The sequence below is a fragment of the Bacillus sp. SM2101 genome (genome assembly GCF_018588585.1).
Classification (GTDB): domain Bacteria; phylum Bacillota; class Bacilli; order Bacillales; family SM2101; genus Nanhaiella; species Nanhaiella sioensis.
In genome coordinates, this window is record NZ_JAEUFG010000006.1 from 213,769 (window position 1) to 233,946 (window position 20,178).

The window sequence follows — 20,178 nt, forward strand, 5'->3', positions numbered from 1 at the left end:
GTAACTGGTGTCACATCACGCTTTTATAAATTTTTATTAAAACAGTAACAGTATAAAGCAAAAAGAGCTATTAATTAAGCTTTAACAGTGCTAGCTGATTTAATTTCATTGATAAAATCGTTAAATTGATTGAAATCCATTTGTTGTGCTGAATCAGAAAGTGCTACAGCTGGATCTGGATGAACCTCTGCCATTACACCATCTGCCCCAATTGCTAACGCTGCTTTAGCGGCAGGTAATAACAAGTCTCTACGACCAGTAGAGTGTGTAACATCAACAAATACTGGAAGGTGTGTCTCTTTCTTTAAGATTGGTACCGCTGATATATCTAATGTGTTTCTTGTTGCTCTTTCATAAGTACGAATACCACGTTCACAAAGAATAATTTGTCCATTGCCTTGAGAAATAATATATTCTGCAGCGTTGATAAACTCATCTATAGTAGCTGCTAAACCACGCTTCAGTAATACTGGTTTATTCACTGCCCCTGCAGCTTTGAGTAAATCAAAGTTCTGCATATTTCTTGCGCCAATTTGTATAACATCAATATAATCCACTGCTTTCTCAACATCAGCTGGATTAACAATTTCACTAATAACTGCTAAATCATATTCATCTGCAACTTGTTTAAGTATTTTCAATCCTTCTACACCTAAACCTTGGAAGTCATATGGTGATGTTCGTGGCTTAAACGCTCCTCCACGTAGAAGCTTTAATCCATGCTTCTTAATTTCGTTTGCTACTGATGCAACTTGTTCATAGCTTTCAACTGCACACGGCCCCATTACAAAGTGATGATTTCCATCACCAATTTGTTCACCTTTTATATCAATAATTGTGTCTTCTGGTTTTTTCTTTCTAGAAACTAATAATGCTTTACGGTGATCATCTTTTTGTAGTTCCAGCCCTGCCTTAAATATTTCTTTAAAAATATGTTGCAATGTTGAAGTCTCAAATGGCCCATCATTTTGTTCATTAATTAAATCCAACATTTTTCGTTCTCTAACAGGATCAAAACGATTAACACCTTGTGCTTCTTTCACTTTTCCTATTTCTTGTACAAGTGATGCACGTTCATTTATTAACTTCAATAATTGCATGTTAATCTCTTCTACTTTTAACCTTAGCTCGTCTAATTGTTTATTACTCATCTCTTTCATCCTTTCGACTATGATAAAGTGTATTCAAATCAAGAACTTTGGTTCCCCTTTTTGAATGACAAATTATAAGTTTGATTCCTCATCTTAATAATGATATAGCAAATATATTATGCTCAGATTACTTTATTAGATGTGGAAAGTGTGGTACATTTCATGTAATTAGAGTTTATTATATACGAATTCAATTGTGTTGTCACTAAAAAACTTTAATATTTAAACGCTTTTAAGTGTTAAAGTATTTTGATTAATTGTGAAGAAGGTGAGAAGCTTTGACCTTACTACCTACGATTTTTGCATTAGATATAGGAACAAGATCTGTCAACGGCATAATAGTTAAGGAAAAAGATAACAATTTTGAAATTGTTGATATTGTAACAAAAGAACATTCTGAAAGAGCAATGCTTGATGGGCAAATTCATGATGTATTGGCTGTCTCAAAAGTAATAACAGAAATAAAAACAGAACTAGAAAGTAGACATGGGAAATTAGCTAAAGTATGTGTAGCTGCAGCAGGGAGAGCATTAAAAACTGAACGTGGTCTAGTTACTATGCCCATTTCAGGAAAGCCGATCATGACAAAACAAGACGTACTGCATTTTGAATTAAGCGCTGTTCAGCAGGCCCAAATAAACTTAGCGTCAAATAATAAGGAAGATAAAAGCTATCATTATTATTGTGTAGGATATTCTGTCATATGCTATAAGCTAGATGATGAAGAAATTGGCAATTTAATTGACCAACAAGGTGAAACTGCTTCTGTTGAAATAATTGCCACATTTTTGCCTAGAGTCGTTGTCGAATCTCTTATATCATCATTACAGCGCTCTAATTTAGAAATGGAAGCTCTCACACTGGAACCGATCGCTGCCATTAATGTACTGATACCCCAAACAATGCGTCGATTAAATGTAGCTTTAGTTGATATAGGTGCAGGTACTTCAGATATTGCGATTACTGATGCTGGAACAGTTGTTTCTTACGGGATGGTACCAATTGCAGGTGATGAAATTACAGAAGCTATAAGCGATGGCTACTTACTAGATTTTCCACTCGCTGAAAAAGCAAAACGAGAGCTATTTACGCAAGGGACCATTACAATTACAGATATTTTAGGATTTGAGACAGAGGTTCCGAAACATGAGGTTATTAAACAAATTTCTTCCTCCATAGACAAGCTGGCATCCTCCATAGTAAGTGAAATACTAACATTAAATCAGCATAAACCTCCAAAAGCAGTGATGCTAGTAGGTGGCGGTAGCTTAACACCTGAATTGCCAAAACGAATTGCTTCATACCTAGAGCTACCAGACAATCGAGTCGCGATTCGTGGCATTGATGCAATTCAAAGACTAATTTTATCTGAAAATATTCATAAAGGGCCTGAACTAGTCACTCCTATTGGAATAGGAATTGCAGCTAAACAAACGCCTGTTCAGTATTTAAGCGTGACAGTAAATGACAATTCTATTAGACTATTTGATATAAAAAAACTAACTGTTGGTGATTGTTTACTATCAGCGGGCATAGAAATGAATAAACTGTACGGCAAGCCTGGTATGGCAAGCATTATTACATTAAATGGACAAAAAGTTACTTTGCCAGGAAATTATGGTCTTCCACCAATGTTATTAAAAAACAATGAACCGTGCTCACTCGATGATTTAATTCAACAAGGTGACCATATTACGATTGAAAAAGGCCGCGATGGAAGTCCAGCTCGAGTACAAATCAAAGATATTATTGATCAAATACCTACAGCACACATCACGATTAATGGACAAAAGCATAAAATTGTTGCAAGATTTTTTAAAAACAAGCAAGAGGTGAATGCAGATAGTTTCGTTATTGATCATGATAGCATTCATTGTGAATTTCCTTCTAATATTAAAGGGTTACTAAATTTTATACAAAATGAAAATATGCACTCTGAGTTGCTTACATATTCCTTAGTGATTAATAAACAAGAGACAAAAATTCCCTCTATGTCTGGATACATAACTCGTAATGGTGTGAAAGTGCCTCCAACATCTAGCTTTGCAAATAATGATAATATTGTTTTTAATTTCTCTAAATCTACATTAACTGTTAAAGACTTCGCTGAATTAAAGGGAATTATGTTATCTCAAACGATTCCAATTCAGTTTAATCATAAGCAAATATTATTAACAAAAAGTATAAATGAGATTTATAAAAATGGAACGAAACTGAATGAAGCCGATATTTTATATAGCGGCGATCACATTGAAATAGAAAGCAAAACCGTTGAGCCATTTATCTTTCAAGACATATTTTCACATATAGAATTTAATTTACCTGACAATGCGCATGGCGGTTACGCATTACTTAGAAACAATGAAGAAGTATCGTTTAAAGATATTATAGAGCCAGGAGATGAGCTACGAATCGTCTTTCAGGATAAAAACACATATGTGTAAGCATAAGGCTCTTCTCATAAGCTATATTGCTATCTAATTAGAAACAGTATGAAAAATAACAATTTATGCGAAAACAGCCAAACGTTAAGGAGTGGGAGGATGATCCTCCCACTCCTTTATCCTACCTGCTTTTTTAATGTATCGTAAGTGATGTTCCAGTGAGATGCATGCCAAATGACCTTGCCATCCTTCACTAGTAAAACTTGTGGAGATTCATGTTTAGTACTATATTTTTCAGCTATAAAATTTGAAAGAGCTCTTGATTCCTGTACATATAAATACAATATTTGAAGCTCTTCATTTTCATTATTATATTTTTCAAATTCCTTAAAAGCTGAACTGCTAATCGGACATGTTAAGCTGTGTTTCATTACTAAAAACTTTGAATGCTCATTAATAAGCTTTTCAAATTGTTCCTTAGATGATATTTTTACTTTAGCCAATATAAATCCCCCTAACCTTAAAAATCGCAATTGTTCTTCTATCTAATCCCAGCATGCCATGACTTTCTTTCTCTTGAACTTATACAGTACCTTCATCCAAATCTATTGCGACTCACAAGGGCATAGGTGCTGAATCTAGACAACAAGAAATGAGCAATCTCCTTAGTTATCTCTGAAATTCTTCCCAAAAAAATAGGTAGTGAAGTAATCATAACACTCCACTACTTATTACTCAATTGAATTGAACTTTCCATATCCTCAATAGCTTTTTCAGTTTCTTGGAGCTTTTTTTGAATATCAATATCATTTTGTCCAATGGTAATATATTCATTTTTTTGTTTAGCTAGTGTTGGTTCCTCTTTCTCAGTTGTTATAGTAGTTGGTATGTCAGAATCGCCATTTCTTTTCATTTCTTTCATTTTAGTTACGATGTTAGAAGATTGTTGAGCAACTGTTTTTCTGAACCCTGCTGTTTTATCCTTCGCTGAACCTGCAATCGATGAACCTTTTTCCATGACTGTATTTTTAATTTGACCAGTTTTATCCTTAACAATTACTGCTTGTTCATTAATATCACTTCTTAATTCTTTTCCTGATTTAGGTGTTAAGAATAGAGTAGTACAAGCTCCTACAATACCACCGACTAAAGCACCAATCAGAAAATCTTTTGTATTGATCCCATCTTTGCTCATCGTATTATCTCCTCCTTCATTAATGTATTCAAAATGTATATTCAAGCTCCCCCACAAAGTATCATGCTTCTTCAAGCGGAGTAGACTTTTACAAACCACTGAAGCTAATTTGCTTTAATGACTTACTTAGATTTACTTTTCCACTTATTCCATAAGTCAATTGCTGCACTTCCCCATTGAACTACTTGAGTTACTTTCTCTTGATTATCTTCTAATTGATTCACTACTGATGTAGAAACCTCTTGTACTGACTTATTAAATCGATGTACAGACGTACCCACATCATTAACAGCATCTACAACTGAATTTAACTTTTCGGATTTTTTTTGAATATCTTCAGCGAGAATGTTTGTTTTCTTTAATAAATCAGTTGTTTCTGATGTAACTCCCTCCACTTGTTTTTCTAGTGAAGACAGAGTATGTGCGACACTTTTTAACGTAAGTTGTAATGAAACTAATGTCTTTGCTAAAAAAAATACTAGTACAACAAAAGCAACAGCTACAATAGCTACACTAATATAAACTATCCACATCAACCTAACGTTACCTCCTTTTCAGCTATAATAACCTAATTATCTTTTAAATTCGACGTATGTCTATTATGTTCCTCTCTAAAAATGTATAAAGTTACATTTTTGTATTTATTAAATTGATACTCGTAGTATTTCAGTAATACAAAACAAATATTTTCGGTTACAATAATATAGGATAGCTCAAGATCAATTAATTGTATTAATCTGTTAGTAACATTATGTATATACTTTATATAAGGTTTTGAGTTAAACAATGTTGCTTCACAATTCTTAAAACAATTTGGAGGAATTTATCATGAAGGATCCAAGAATTAACACATTGGCTAAAAATTTAATAAACTATTCCGTTAGTTTACAAAAGGGTGAAAAGGTTCTAATAGAGAATTTTGGACTGGAAAAAGAGCTTGTTGTAGCATTAGTTAAAGAAGCATATGCTGCAGGTGGTCAACCATTTGTTTCATTAAAGGATCAACAAGTTGACCGTGCATTATTAATGGGAGCAGAAGATGAGCACTATAATATAATAGCTGACTATGAAGCAAACGTGATGAAAGATATGGATGCTTATATTGGCCTTCGCTCAGGTAATAACATTAATGAATTATCGGACGTCCCTGATGAAAATATGAAAGTATACGGAAACACAATACTAAATAAAGTACATCGAGAAATACGTGTACCAAAAACAAAGTGGGTTGTATTGCGTTATCCAACCTCTTCAATGGCTCAATTAGCGAAAATGAGCACTGAATCGTTTGAGGATTTCTATTTTAATGTTTGTAATTTAGATTATGGTAAAATGGCCGTTGCCATGAATAGCTTAGTCGATTTAATGAATAAAACTGACAAGGTTCGAATAACGGGTGTAGAAACTGATTTAACTTTCTCTATTAACAATATTCCAGCAGTTAAATGTGCTGGCCTCAGAAATATTCCTGATGGTGAAGTTTATACTGCCCCTGTACGGGAATCGGTAAACGGAACAATTACTTATAATACCCCATCTCCATACCAAGGTTTTACATATGAAAATGTAAAGCTTACATTTAAAGATGGCAAAATAATCGAGGCAACCTCTAATGATAATGAACGAATAAATAAAATTTTTGATACTGATGAAGGTGCTAGATATGTAGGTGAATTTGCAATTGGTGTAAATCCATACATCCAACATCCAATGCAAGATATCTTATTTGATGAAAAAATAGATGGTAGCTTCCACTTTACTCCTGGGCAATGTTACGATGAAGCATATAATGGGAACAGCTCAAATATTCATTGGGATATGGTCATGATCCAACGCCCTGAATATGGAGGTGGAGAAATATATTTCGATGATGTCCTCATTCGTAAGGACGGTCGTTTCGTTATCCCAGAACTTGAAGCATTAAATCCAGAAAATCTAAAATAAACAATAACAAAGCAAAATTACCTTGGATACTTCTGCAAGCTTCACCATTAATTTAAAAGAAAAACGTATTACACTAACCGTTAAAAACGCTCAGAGCATAAGCTCTGAGCGTTTAGTGTATGTGTATATATTAGTAAATTGCTTGGTCATTTATTTAGGCTGCTACTGTAAAATTTAATATTTCTTGAAGAGAACGATGTGTTTTTACGTACAGCCATCGTATATAAGAGACGCTATGCCACAAGCTCTAATTTGTATGCGTGTTTATTTAATTGTCTTTTCATATGCTTCTTCAAACTTTTGAATATCACCTGCACCCATAAATAACAGCACACTATTTTCATGACGCTTCAATCGTTCAATTTCTTTCTCATTTATTAACATGCTCCCATCTATCTTTGCTTGTAAATCAAAGATAGAAAGCTTACCTTGGTTTTCACGGGCTGATCCAAAAATATCGCACAAATATACTTGGTCAGCAAGTTGTAAGCTAGTAGCAAATTCATCTAAGAAAGTTTTGGTTCTAGTATACGTATGCGGTTGAAACACAGCGACAATTTCTCTGTCAGGATATTTTTGCCTTGCTGACTCTACCGTTGCTTTCACTTCTGTCGGATGATGTGCATAATCATCGATCAATACCTGATTACCTATTCTCTTTTCACTGAACCTTCTTTTCACACCCTCAAATGTTTGAAGTTGCTCTTTAATAACGGCTAAATCAATATTTTCATAATGACATAAAGCAATGACTGAAAGGGCATTTAATACATTATGATCACCAAAAGTAGGTATCTTAAAAGATGAGAAAAAAGTATTTCTAACAAATACATCAAACGTGGTTCCATCAGAACTTTTTTCTACATTTCTAGCTTGAAAATCATTATCATCATTCAAGCCATAGTACAATACTGGTACTTTAGCTTGAATTTTTTGTAAATGTTCATCATCACCACACGCAATGATTCCTTTTTGAACTTGTAATGCTAATTCTTGAAATGCATCAAATACATCATCCACATTTGAGAAATAATCAGGATGATCAAAATCAACATTTGTCATGATTGCGTAATCAGGATAATAAGAAAGGAAATGGCGTCGATATTCACACGCTTCCACTATAAAATATCTACTGTTTTCTACTCCCTTTCCAGTACCATCACCAATTAAAAATGAAGTAGGATGTGCGCCTCTCATTACATGAGATAAAAGTCCAGTTGTAGATGTTTTTCCATGAGATCCTGTAATTGCAACACTAGTAAATTTCTGCATAAAATCACCTAAAAAACGGTGATATCTTATGACTGGTACGCCTAATTTATTCGCTGCATCTAATTCTTCATGTGTATCAGGAAAAGCATTACCAGCAATTACAGTATGATCTGGCTTAATATTTTCCTTATCAAAAGAAAAAAATGGTATTCTTCTTTCTTCAAGTCCTTGTTGTGTAAATAAACGCTTATCAATATCAGAGCCTTGAACCTCGTAATTCATATCATGAAGTATTTGAGCTAGCGGACTCATTCCAGTACCTTTAATACCGACAAAATGGTAAACTGTCATATGAAGAACCTCCAACTTTTCGTATATCTGTAAGACAGTATATGACACTTATCTAGATTTGCTAACCTTTGAAAACATTAAACCTCAATGATTTCATATTTGAACATTATACCATTGATTGTAGATGAAAACCATGTAATTTGTAATACAGATACTTACAGTTATAAAACCATCTTCAGTTAAAGTAGAATTGTTCTAAAAAAGTAAGTGTTATTAGGCTCTTTACTAAAACTTGGATGCTATGTTACTAAATTAAAATAGTAAAGTCGTTTTAAATAATCGTCTACTGCTATTGAAAAAATATAAAAAAAATCAGATTGATACTTTCGTTTTTTTATAAAAACGAAAAACAACACCTATTTGAAAAGGGTCTTTGTTATTATAGTTCAACCTTTTCAAGTCTTTCATTCGGTCTAAAACGTCGTCCTACTTTAGCTTGGGGAACTCCATCCAGTAAAACATTGTCTCCTGTAAAACCAATATGGATTTTTAATAAACTGCTCCCGACACCATATATATCCACTGGTACATTTTGTTTTTCAAATTCAGTAATTCTCTTTTCATTAAATCCACCACTTACAACTATTTTCACATGATCAAATCCTTCTCGATCAAGTGCTTCCCTTAAGGCAAAGATAAGTGGAGGGTTTACTCCCCTTGGATCAAACGTACCAAGGACTTCAGGATGTCTAACAAAATATTGGTCAATCATCGTTCTTGATGTATCAACTCGAACAGCTTTCAGTTTTTCTCCGAACTCTCTAGCAACTTTTAGAGCATCAACTATACTGTCATTATTATAATCGACCAATACTATAAGCTCTTCTTCTTGAAAAACATCATGATATGCTTTCGTCGCTGCAACAATGTCACCATCAAATAACTGGATAAGAGCATGTGGCATCGTTCCCATACCTTTTTTACCCCACCACTCATTCATCGCATGAGTAGCTTGTGCAGTGGAACCACCTATATAAGCTGCGTATCCATCCCCCGCTTGCTGTGTAAAATGATCATCACGATCACCCATAAATATAATTGGCTTTTGTATACCAGATAATCCCGCTGCTTTTACAACGTTATATACATTAGTAGCAACTGATGTTCTTCGTGCTAATATGCCATCAATAATTCCCTCTAAATAACCAAAACTTTGATACGGACCAGTTACGGTTAACACCGTTTCAAAAGGACTAATTTTGTCACCGTCCTTCAAAGAATAAACTTCTAGTTCTTTTGGATTATCAACAAAAGTATTTAATAGTGCAATCACTTCATCCGTACCACATAAAACTGCATGATTTTTCTGAAAGAACTGCATCGTAACAATATTATCGGGCTTAAACTTTTCAATGATTTCTTTTGTTTTCAAAAAATAAACAGCCGAAAACCATCCGTCTTTTACACGTTCGTCAAACTTAAATGTCTGATTAGTAAGCCTGCTAATTTTCCCTTGTAACTTTAATTCTATTTCTTTCATACCTAAGGAACTCCTTATATCATTCTAATATGTATCATAATACGCAAACATAAGCTATTGCTACTAGTTTATATTATTCAGAATACCATTTCTTTTTAGGATGTACTAGTTTCTTGTAACAAGCTAAGCTCTTCTCTTGTAATTAGAACATCACGCGGCTTTGTTCCTTTTGCCTCTGAAATTATTCCTTGTTCCTCCATCATATCGATCAAACGGGCAGCACGATTATAGCCAATTCGAAAGCTCCGTTGTAATGCTGAAGTAGAAGCACCACCATGTTCAACTACATACTCACAAGCTGGTAAAAATAAATCATCACTGTTGTCGTTAACAACACTTGTTTTTAACAGCTCTTCTTCTTCAAAAATGTAAGAAGGTTTCATTTGATTTTTCACATGGCCAACTATTTGCTCAATTTCATCATCAGATACAAAATTTCCTTGAACACGTAATGTCTTTGATGAACCGTTTTCTAAAAATAACATATCACCTTTACCTAATAGCTTTTCCGCTCCACTCGTGTCAATAATTGTTCGAGAATCAACTTGAGACGATACAGAAAACGCGATTCTAGTAGGTATGTTTGCTTTAATTAAGCCAGTAATTACATCAACTGAAGGACGTTGAGTTGCGACTATTAAATGAATCCCACATGCTCTTGCTTTTTGAGCGATACGACAAATCGCTTCTTCAACATCACCTGGTGATACCATCATTAAATCAGCTAATTCATCGATAATAATTACTAGATAAGGTAATTCTCCACTTGCTTCTCGTTTATTTTTAACCAATTCGTTATATCTAGTAATGTCCCTTACACCGCTATGAGCAAATAATTCATATCGACGCTCCATTTCCTCTACCGCCCACTTTAATGCTGCTGTCGCTGCCTTTACATCGGTAATAACAGGACTAACTAAATGCGGGATATGATTATACGGCGCTAATTCAACCATCTTTGGATCAATTAATAATAATTTTACTTCATGTGGTGCTGCATTATAAAGTAAACTAATTAACATCGCATTGATGCAAACACTTTTTCCTGAGCCAGTTGCTCCAGCAATAAGACCATGAGGCATTTTATTTAAATCAGTAACAATCGGAGCTCCAGAAATATCCAATCCGAGTGCAACTGTTAATGCTGAAGATTGCTCTGTAAACTGCTTGCTTTTTATTATTTGGCGTAGATACACCGGTTTACTTTTTATGTTGGGCACTTCTATACCAATAGTATTTTTCCCTGGTATTGGTGCTTCGATACGAATATCCTTCGCAGACAAACTTAATTTGATATCATCTGCTAAATTCGTTATTTTATTTACTTTAACACCCGGCTGCGGGTGAACTTCAAACCTAGTAACCGATGGTCCTTGTGTCACATTTACAACACTAGCTCCTACTTTAAAATTAGCTAACGTATGATCTAATAACTCTCGCTGTTGGTTGAGCCATTCGCTATTTTCCGTTTGTTGTTCAGGTGGATTATGTAATAAAGAGATTTGTGGAAAAAGGTATGACCCATTTTTTTTATCTGTTTTATTGTTATCTGTTCTATTGTTATCTGTTCTATTGTTATCTGTTCTATTGTTATCTGTTCTATTGTTATCTGTTCTATTGTTATCTGTTCTATTGTTATCTGTTCTATTGTTATCTGTTCTATTGTTATCTGTTCTATTGTTATCTGTTTTATTGTTATCTGTTCTATTGTTATCTGTTCTATTGTTATCTGTTTTATTGTTATCGCTTTTAAGCTTCTTCTTATCCTGTTTGAGCATGATAACATTAAAGGGGATTCGACTTCTTTTCTTAGGCTGAAAACGACTGCTTGTCTCGTCATTTGAATGATGATTAGTCGTTTGAATATCTTGAACTTCATTATCCACTTGTTCTTCTTGTACATTGTTGTTATCGCTCGAACTCATATCAGTAATTCTAGACTCGGAATCTTGATTTACCTGCTCATCTTTTTCATCACTTGCAATGTCTGCATCTGAGAGCACATTAATCGGTTCAGGTTTTATTTCAAGATTACTTGTAATACTTGTAATCATATCCTCAGAAGATAGCACCTCTTCAACTTTAGTGGCCGGTATTTCAATCTCTACAACTTCTTGGTCCTCCCGAGGAGCATAACCGTAAATTGGTGAAGCCACTTCTGTTGGACGAAAGGGCGTTTTTTTAATTTCTTTTTGGATCGTAACTTTACGAGACATTTTGCTCGTTTGATGTTTAATATTTGTTTCCTCTTGTACAGGTGTTGGTGATGGAGTTTTTGCAGATGACCTAACTTCCTCATCAGGGATGACTGGAAAACGAAATTTTCCTTTTGGATACTTATATGTCATTTTAGCTTCGATTTTGCTATTGTATCGGACATTTGTTAGTTCTTCATTACTATTATGTTCGTTAGCAATTTCCTCTTCATCAGGCTGGAAAAATTTTTTTATCCAATTCATCATAAATCACTCTTTCATTACTAACTTTCTACTCTCACTTATTATTAGTGTACAACGAAGGAGTAAATAAGAAAAGCCACTAGTTGGACTAGTGACTAAAAATCAGATCTATCTTTGACAAATTTAATGTTGTCGCTTATTTTTCCCTAAAATAAATATCGGTTCTAAATCTCCTTGTTCATATAAAAAAGAAAGTGCAGTGATAGGGACTCTCCCGTTAGAGAAAAAGCTCATTGTCATTTGAGCTAGTACATCATACCCAGTTTCATTTCTAACATCTGCTATTATTAATACATCTTGATGTGGTACTGCAACGACCATCGTTCCTTCTATTTTATCGTCAAATGTTTGTAAAAGCCGCTCGTTTAATATCCTGCTCGCATCATAACCATCATTAGAATTAATAAAATAATAAATATTATTAGCAACTTGATCTTCTTTAACTGGGACGTCTAAGGATCGCACATTAAATCTTGCAATTTCTCTTACTTGATCAATATTCCAATTTTCTTGATCTAACATTTTTTCATCTATTAACCGATATGTCTTTCCTAAATCGAGTGCATAAAAGATTCTTGTTTCCGCAGTATGATCATCAAATACTAATTTAGAATCTTCATTTGATTTCATTGGAAAAGATGTTGAGCGAATGACCGGGAAAATATTCTTTTCTTTCCCTTCTAAATGTAGCTGCTCATTCATAACTGTTAGCGATTCCTCGATATAATAAACAACCTCATCGATCGCCTTTTCTTTCTCATTTTCCCATTTTGATATAATTCCAGGTAATGAAAGAGTTAGCCCTTTTTTAGTTTTTACATCTTCTATACGTAGATTATCCTTTTCGCGATCGTAAACTATGTTCCAATTGGGACGGGATAATCTTTCAGTAAGCTTATTTCTCATTTTGTTACTGTCCATCTTCAACTTTATCCCACCTCGCCCTTCTCTCTTATAATCTCATGTGTTCAGGTTATAAAGATTTATTTACAATTCATTAATAAACTGCTCAATCTCTTCTTTTGTTTTTCTATCTTTACTTACAAACCGACCAACTTCTTCACCATTGTGAAATGCAAGAAAGCTAGGAATACCAAATATATTTAATTCCACACATAAATCTACAAACTTATCCCGATCTACATAATAAAATGAGTAAGTATTATATTTTTCCATAATTTCTGGAAGAACAGGTTCAATTACTCTACAATCAGGACACCAGTCTGCTGAAAACATGAGAATCACTTTATCATTTTGAATAACCTCATTGTACTGCTGTACACTTTCTAACTTTTGCATAATAAATTCATGCCCCCTATGTTTCATCATTTCATTTTCTTAATTCGGATCATACCAAACTAATTAATCTCATACAAGTAAACAGTACTTAAGAAAAACAAAGCGGACTTATTTAGCCTAAAAAAACGTAGTTTTAAACCAATGAAGCTCTTCTTACCTTGTGCTCGTATGAGATAACATAAAAAGTTTAACTGCTATATGAATATGTGCTTATACCTTAGAAAGAAAAGCAACAATCAATGCGAAAACAGCCATTGGTTATTACCTTGATTTAACGTGGAACTTTTTCTCCCCTTACAATTATGAGCTCACGTAAAACTCATCATCCTGTCCAATTTAATAAAAATAGGAGACTAACAAAAAAGGAATTCTAATGACAGCTGCCATTTCGAATTCCCCACTTTTCAGAAAAAAACTATTTAACAGATACTGATTTTACAATATTCAACATTTTTTCAGCACTCTCAGAGATAGCATTCGCTTTAGTAACGGTCGTCATTTTAACTCCCCCAACTCCAACAGTTACTTCATACGATTTATCTTCTGTTTGATTCACTACAGTATAGGTAAAATCCTCATCACTTTCTATTGTCTCATCAATTATGTTGTCACCATTAGATTTCTTAATATCCTCATACAATACCTTACTTTTTACGTCCTCTTGAGGATTAACAAATAATATATAATGCTGTTTACCTTCGATAAATACAATATTATTTAACGATTCATCATCTTCTATCGTCATATTATCCGGCAAAAAATAGGAAAATTGTTCATTACTCTTATTTGGTTCTGAAGGTTCACTTTGAGACAATGTTGTCATTTGATCTTTTGTTTGTGTAATTTCTTCTTCTATTGAAGCATTGCAACCAAATAGCACAAGAGAAAGGATACTTATGAAAAGTACACTAAATATTTTTTTCATATGATTTTTTTCTCCTCCTTTGAAAAACAAGATGATTGGCAAAAAAATGAATTCTATTGTTCTTCTACATAGGTCATTCTCTATCAGACAAAATACCTAAACCATACCCTATATACTATCATAACTTTCTATTGTTGAGTATGACAAAAGCTTTACTAATTTTGTAATAATCATAGAAAAGTCCTATTGGAGAAAATATCTTTCCTAGCTATTATTACGTATTGTGTCAACCGTTGTTTGATCACACGCTTTTACTAATGTTACGATTAGCTCTTTGGCTGCAGCATAATCATCGACATGAATAATCGAACCGTGAGTATGAATATAGCGTGAACATATACCAATTACAGCTGAAGGTACACCGTTATTAGACATGTGGACTCTCCCTGCATCTGTACCACCTGTAGGCATAACAAAAAATTGATAAGGAATGTTATTTGATTCTGCTGTATCTAAAACAAATTCTCGCATACCACGATGTGTGATCATAGAGCGATCAAATATTCTGAGAAGTGCTCCCTGTCCAAGATGCCCAAAAGCACTTTTATCCCCTGTAGTATCATTGGCAGCACTGGCATCTAAAGCAAAAAAGAGGTCTGGTTTTATCATATTTGCTGCTGTTTGTGCACCTCTTAATCCTACCTCTTCTTGTACAGTTGCTCCTGAATAAAGAACATTAGGTAATTGTTCACCTTTTAGCTCCTTTAATAATTCAATCGAAAGTCCACATCCATACCGATTATCCCATGCCTTAGCCAGTATCTTTTTACTATTTGCCATAGGTGTGAATGGAGAGAAAGGCACTATCTGTTGACCTGGTCTAATTCCAATTTTCAAAGCATCCTCTCTGTTGTCTGCACCAATATCGATTAGCATATCCTTAATTTTCATTGGTTTGTTTCTTTGTTCCTCTTCCAACAAATGTGGTGAAATTGAGCTAATTACACCAATAACTGGACCATTGTCAGTAATTATCTGGACACGTTGTGCAAGTAACACTTGACTCCACCAACCACCTAGTGTTTGAAAACGAATAAGTCCACTAGAAGTAATTTGGGTTACCATAAAGCCTACTTCGTCCATATGTCCCGCTACCATTATAGTTGGACCATTCTTATCCCCTCTTCTAACACCAAAAATACTACCGAGTCCATCTTGCACAATCTCATCTGAATATTTTTCAATTTCTTGTCGCATAAAATTACGAACTGCATGCTCATTCCCAGGTGCTCCTGGCAATTCCGTTAAAGTTTTAAACAAATCTAGTGTGTCTTTATTCATTTTCATTTTCCTCTCTTTAGTGCTATTTCTTTTGTCGTTGAAGTTCTTAAATTGTATTAAATGTGCTAATGCATAATATCTCACTCTTCATTCGTCAAAAATCAGGGGTTACTAAATCATTAATAGATTTCTTGTCAAACGTACACCAAGTATACTCTCTTCGAATAATTCAGACGAAAACATTGCAACATTATATTTAGTTTGTACATCGTTCATTGTAGCGAATTTTTTATATTGTTTCCACTTCAACCTTTTTCACTTCAAAATCCTTACAATTAAGCAAACAGTTTTGTATACTTAAATAAATACGGAAGTGCCTTACTCATCCCTAACAAGCGTTGGAACTAATTCACATAAAGGCGCTTTTTGCCTTCGGGTGAATTAGTGAAACGACTAGAGGGGATTGGCACTGGTGCTGGACAATAATAAAAGTGATAGACCCTTGCTCACCCACAACAAACACTGTATATCCTTCATTTGATTAAAATTACACATATTAGTAGAATTATCTAAAAGAGAGAAATATCGTTTCTAAAAAATAGTATAATCGTCTAAATATTGCTTAAAAGAAATGACACTACTTTTATTTGCAAAGGAGAGATTTTAGATGGGTTGGAAAAAGTTTATCCTTGGAATTGGTATTGGACTAGCAGGAGCATATGTTGTTCAAAATTCGATGTCAAACACTTTATTATCACCTGAAAAAGCGCTAAAAATAGTGAAAGATGCCTTTAAGGAAAATGGTAGTATTAATGGGTCTTGGATCAATATGTCCCCAAAGAGTATAAAAAAGGATCATATTAATTACAGAGTATATGAGGGCGGTATTAGTAGAAATGAGGATGGGCAAAGCACACAATATACATTTATTGTTGATGCACAAACAGGTACCATATTAGAAGTAGTTTAACTAACGTACATAGTTCAGTTTCACCATTTCCTATACTATAGTGAATAGAAATGGTGAAACTCGCTATTTTAGATAGCAGTGCTCGCATAAGCTTGTTATTTTCATTTACTGTAAGTACAATTACAACGTACATAGCTTGAGTTTTGTCGCATCTTTACTTCTATAAAAAGATGGCTACACATATAACCTGCTGTTGTAATTTTGTAAATAAGGGACATGTAGTTTCCGTTAAGATCCTATTAAAAAGTTCAATTAACTCAAAGGTGATTGGGAATATGTGACCTTACTCATTTCTCTCTTTTAATTGTAGAAATAACCTCTCCCACTTCATCCCATTTTATCGCTCGATATAATGCATCATGGTAAAAGCTATACCATGCTCCCATTTTCATTCCATGCTGCATCCATTCCTGCTTTTGCTCAATAGAATTCATTGGATAGTCATCGTATGCCATTACCCATAATGGGTTTTGGTGTGCATGTGTTGGCATTAAGTCTGCCATATGTATTAACATTTCGTCTCCCTCTTCGATGACAATAATTGAATGGCCATCACTATGACCACCAGTATGAATCATCTTCAAACCTTTGACGAGTTCAATTTCATCAGTAAATGTTCTAATCTGTGTTTCAATGGGTACCCAATTGTCTTCCCAATATGTGTTTTTTGAACGTATATTAGGATGCTTCATTTCATGCCATTCAACCTCAGATGTAATTATTTGTGCATTTGGAAATGTAGGCATAAGCTTATCGTTTTCCCACTTTGTTAATCCACAGGCATGATCAAAATGCATATGTGTCATTAATACAAAATCAATGTCGGCTGTTGTTAAATTTAGCTTTGCTAAGGATTGATCTATTGACGACTCTTCAATTACTCCAAAATTACGTAATTGTTTACTCGTTAATTTATTGTTCCCGATCCCAGACTCTATTAAGTAGTTTTTATGTTCATATTGTATTAAAATCGGATCAGTCCTTAGTTCAATTTGATTGAAGTCATTTACGGCGTATTTCTTTGACCAAAGAGGCCTTGGTACTACACCAAACATAGCTCCACCATCCAGATGAGTTACCCCACCATTTAACCATGTTAATGTAAAATTTCCAAGACGTAATTGCTCCATATTATCCCACCTCTCCTATTTAATACATTTTAACACTTAGAGCAAAAATAGACACATATGAGTTCTCATATGTGTCTATCTCTCTTATTTCATAAATATTTCACTTCACACCGGTAAATCCTTTGTCCTTTAGCTGAAAACTTTTGTTCATATTCAGTCATAATATTGCCTTCAAAATCACTTTTGTGAAGGTCCAAACTAACATAAGTTAACTGCAAGCCATATTTTGAAAAGCTCATTAATGAGTACTCGAATAATGACTGATTATCTGTTTTAAAATGAATTTCTCCACCGTCAACTAATAAATTCTCATATAATTGTAGAAATGACTGGTATGTTAACCTACGTTTCTCATGTCGATTTTTTGGCCATGGGTCAGAGAAGTTCAAATAAACTCTTTCAATATCACCCTTAGCAAAAAGCTCTGCTAAATCAACTGCATTTGCATTAATTATTTTAACATTAGGAAGATCAGCCTCAATTAGCTTATCAAGTGCTGACACGATTACACTTTCATAGACCTCAATCCCGATATAATTTATATGTGGATGTTCCTTCGCCATTTCTGTAATAAAATTTCCTTTTCCTGTTCCTACTTCAATATGAATTGGATTCTTATTTCCAAAAACCTCATGCCATTTCCCTCGATTATTCTCAGGGTGTTGTATTGCAAATTGAGGATATTGAAATAGGTGTTCTTTTGCCCAAGGTTTATTACGTAAACGCATGATAATTCCCTCCATATTGAATAAAAACTGTCTTATTACATACTTTAAGAAAAGCGTGGTTTTAATCATTCATTGTCATTAGCTTTATCCTACTATTGAAGGTTTATATCCCTCTCAGATAATGAAGATCTTGCATATATCATTAACACTAACAATAAATCATTTTCAAAATCACATAAAGGATGTGTCATAATGCCTCTAGACCAAAATCATCAAATAAATTTATTAAAAGATATATTAGAAAACCATCTATCCGATTGCTGTGGAACAGTTTCAGAATGTGAACAAGTAGAACGTCTTGTTAAATCGTTAATGAATAACACAAACAGTCAATTAAAATTGAATGACACATTCGAGAACATATATAGTTACAGTCAAAGCGGAAAGAACAGCCATAATTTAGAAAATCATATTTCTACACATCGAGAAGAGTTGTCTCAATGGGTTGATGATATTACACAATTAACATAAACCATTGCTCTTGTTGCATTGATTGTTCCTTTTCGTACAAATGAATAAACACGTACAACCCTGCGTTCATTACATCTTGTCTTGTTCAAAAGATGAGAACTGATTAAAGTCATTTGTTACTATTCTGTTTTCACATTAATTGTAGCTTTTTGCCCTTAGATATAAGCAAGTATACATCTAGCGTTGGTGGCATTTTTATCAACCTCTTTAAACTGTCTATTATTAGTAACAACAGCTACAAAGTTTATGACAAAACCTTTGTTATATCACATAATATGAGGCAATCGGAAATTAATCCGATTGCCTTTATTTATCAATATTTAAAAGTTCATTTAAATAGCTTAACCAGTTTTGAAATTCTTTTTCTTTATTCTTCGTTTTATACCAATGTATAGACATTAATGTTTGAGCGATAACGTACCACTTCATTCGTGCATGTAAATTTGAAGTCAGTTCTATTCCGTAACGCTCAAGCCATGAACTCCATTCATGCTTTGGAATATAACGGTACAATAGCATACCTATATCAATAGCAGGATCAGCTATCATCGCTCCATCCCAATCAATTAAATAAAGTTCATTTGTTTCAGATAATAACCAATTATTATGATTAATATCACAATGACAAACAACTTTATTATTGTATTCTATAGCTGGAAGCTCTTCTTGTAAAAATGTTATCGCAGACTTGATGTCCGGAATTGCTGTTTCTTCAATAGGAAAATAAATTAACAGTTCATTTATAATCATCTCTGGTAACAGTGGTTTTTTCTCTAACCGTGTAAGCATCCGTAATAATTCTGTCGAGTTATGAATTTTCTTTAATAAATCCACAACTCTAATATCAATCATATCCGCATGCTTTAACTCGCGACCATTCAACCATTGTTGAGCTGTAATTACATCACCATTTGCCATACGTTTTGTCCATACCAACTTAGGTACGATTCCTTCAGCTGATAACACAGCTAGAAATGGTGAAGAATTACGTTTTAAAAATAATTTTCGTTCATTGAATCGAGCAAAGTACGCTTCTCCAGTTGCTCCACCAGCAGGATATATCTCCCACTCATTACCTAATATATGCTCCAACTATTTCACCCTCAATGTCAACACACATGTCGTCTTGTATAAGAAAAGTCACCTCTTGGGGATAGGCGCTATATCTATTCTTAGATGAACTACGAAAAATAGCTCAGATAAAGTTATACTTATTTTTCATTAGAATAAAAAAGACGGCTATATGAGTATTTAATAA

18 protein-coding genes are annotated in these 20,178 nt (G+C 33.8%); 4 read left to right on the top strand and 14 right to left on the bottom strand.

Going from position 1 to position 20,178, the window contains the following annotated elements:
* Window positions 1–74 precede the first annotated feature (74 nt).
* Window positions 75–1,151, bottom strand: a complete 1,077-nt coding sequence (locus JM172_RS08035; RefSeq protein ID WP_214481658.1) for a bifunctional 3-deoxy-7-phosphoheptulonate synthase/chorismate mutase — start codon at window positions 1,149–1,151, stop codon at window positions 75–77.
* A gap of 278 nt (window positions 1,152–1,429) precedes the next feature.
* On the opposite strand from JM172_RS08035, the gene JM172_RS08040 reads away from it, so the two are divergent.
* A complete protein-coding gene (locus JM172_RS08040; protein ID WP_214481659.1) occupies window positions 1,430–3,595 on the top strand; it encodes a cell division protein FtsA in 2,166 nt (721 codons plus the stop codon).
* Between the two features lie 116 nt (window positions 3,596–3,711).
* Here JM172_RS08040 and ytxJ read toward each other — a convergent pair whose 3' ends face one another.
* The 3 genes from ytxJ to JM172_RS08055 all read right to left on the bottom strand — a co-directional run bounded on the left by ytxJ (window position 3,712) and on the right by JM172_RS08055 (window position 5,266).
* A complete protein-coding gene (gene ytxJ, locus JM172_RS08045) occupies window positions 3,712–4,038 on the bottom strand; it encodes a bacillithiol system redox-active protein YtxJ (RefSeq protein ID WP_214481660.1) in 327 nt (108 codons plus the stop codon).
* A 221-nt stretch (window positions 4,039–4,259) separates the two neighbouring features.
* Entirely contained in the window at window positions 4,260–4,730 is a 471-nt protein-coding gene (locus JM172_RS08050) for a YtxH domain-containing protein (RefSeq protein WP_214481661.1), read from the bottom strand.
* A 122-nt stretch (window positions 4,731–4,852) separates the two neighbouring features.
* On the bottom strand, window positions 4,853–5,266 hold the full coding sequence (locus JM172_RS08055; protein ID WP_214481662.1) for a DUF948 domain-containing protein: 414 nt from the start codon (window positions 5,264–5,266) through the stop codon (window positions 4,853–4,855).
* 292 nt (window positions 5,267–5,558) lie between these two features.
* Between JM172_RS08055 and JM172_RS08060 the strand changes: the two genes are divergently transcribed.
* Window positions 5,559–6,674: an aminopeptidase gene (locus JM172_RS08060; RefSeq protein ID WP_214481663.1), complete on the top strand. Its 1,116-nt coding sequence runs from the start codon at window positions 5,559–5,561 to the stop codon at window positions 6,672–6,674.
* Between the two features lie 264 nt (window positions 6,675–6,938).
* On the opposite strand, the gene murC is transcribed toward JM172_RS08060, so the two are convergent.
* The 7 genes from murC to JM172_RS08095 form a co-directional block, all read right to left on the bottom strand.
* Complete coding sequence (gene murC, locus JM172_RS08065) at window positions 6,939–8,237, bottom strand: UDP-N-acetylmuramate--L-alanine ligase (protein ID WP_214481664.1); 1,299 nt, start codon at window positions 8,235–8,237, stop codon at window positions 6,939–6,941.
* A gap of 379 nt (window positions 8,238–8,616) precedes the next feature.
* On the bottom strand, window positions 8,617–9,717 hold the full coding sequence (locus JM172_RS08070) for a nicotinate phosphoribosyltransferase (protein WP_214481665.1): 1,101 nt from the start codon (window positions 9,715–9,717) through the stop codon (window positions 8,617–8,619).
* 95 nt (window positions 9,718–9,812) lie between these two features.
* Window positions 9,813–12,179: a DNA translocase FtsK gene (locus tag JM172_RS08075; RefSeq protein ID WP_483297247.1), complete on the bottom strand. Its 2,367-nt coding sequence runs from the start codon at window positions 12,177–12,179 to the stop codon at window positions 9,813–9,815.
* Between the two features lie 120 nt (window positions 12,180–12,299).
* Entirely contained in the window at window positions 12,300–13,097 is a 798-nt protein-coding gene (locus tag JM172_RS08080) for a DUF1444 domain-containing protein (protein WP_214481698.1), read from the bottom strand.
* A gap of 66 nt (window positions 13,098–13,163) precedes the next feature.
* Window positions 13,164–13,475, bottom strand: coding sequence for a thioredoxin family protein (locus tag JM172_RS08085; protein ID WP_214481667.1), 312 nt, complete (start codon window positions 13,473–13,475; stop codon window positions 13,164–13,166).
* Between the two features lie 415 nt (window positions 13,476–13,890).
* Window positions 13,891–14,400, bottom strand: a complete 510-nt coding sequence (locus tag JM172_RS08090; protein WP_214481668.1) for a hypothetical protein — start codon at window positions 14,398–14,400, stop codon at window positions 13,891–13,893.
* A gap of 204 nt (window positions 14,401–14,604) precedes the next feature.
* Entirely contained in the window at window positions 14,605–15,681 is a 1,077-nt protein-coding gene (locus JM172_RS08095; RefSeq protein ID WP_214481669.1) for a M42 family metallopeptidase, read from the bottom strand.
* 607 nt (window positions 15,682–16,288) lie between these two features.
* On the opposite strand from JM172_RS08095, the gene JM172_RS08100 reads away from it, so the two are divergent.
* Complete coding sequence (locus JM172_RS08100) at window positions 16,289–16,591, top strand: PepSY domain-containing protein (RefSeq protein ID WP_214481670.1); 303 nt, start codon at window positions 16,289–16,291, stop codon at window positions 16,589–16,591.
* Window positions 16,592–16,878: 287 nt separating this feature from the next.
* Here JM172_RS08100 and JM172_RS08105 read toward each other — a convergent pair whose 3' ends face one another.
* A complete protein-coding gene (locus tag JM172_RS08105; protein WP_214481671.1) occupies window positions 16,879–17,721 on the bottom strand; it encodes a YtnP family quorum-quenching lactonase in 843 nt (280 codons plus the stop codon).
* Window positions 17,722–17,810: 89 nt separating this feature from the next.
* On the bottom strand, window positions 17,811–18,449 hold the full coding sequence (trmB, locus tag JM172_RS08110; protein ID WP_214481672.1) for a tRNA (guanosine(46)-N7)-methyltransferase TrmB: 639 nt from the start codon (window positions 18,447–18,449) through the stop codon (window positions 17,811–17,813).
* Window positions 18,450–18,641: 192 nt separating this feature from the next.
* Between trmB and JM172_RS08115 the strand changes: the two genes are divergently transcribed.
* Window positions 18,642–18,920 carry a YtzH-like family protein gene (locus JM172_RS08115; protein ID WP_214481673.1) on the top strand — a complete coding sequence of 93 codons (279 nt, stop codon included), beginning with the start codon at window positions 18,642–18,644 and terminating at the stop codon, window positions 18,918–18,920.
* Window positions 18,921–19,226: 306 nt separating this feature from the next.
* Here JM172_RS08115 and JM172_RS08120 read toward each other — a convergent pair whose 3' ends face one another.
* A complete protein-coding gene (locus JM172_RS08120; protein ID WP_214481674.1) occupies window positions 19,227–20,012 on the bottom strand; it encodes a phosphotransferase family protein in 786 nt (261 codons plus the stop codon).
* Window positions 20,013–20,178: the final 166 nt, after the last annotated feature.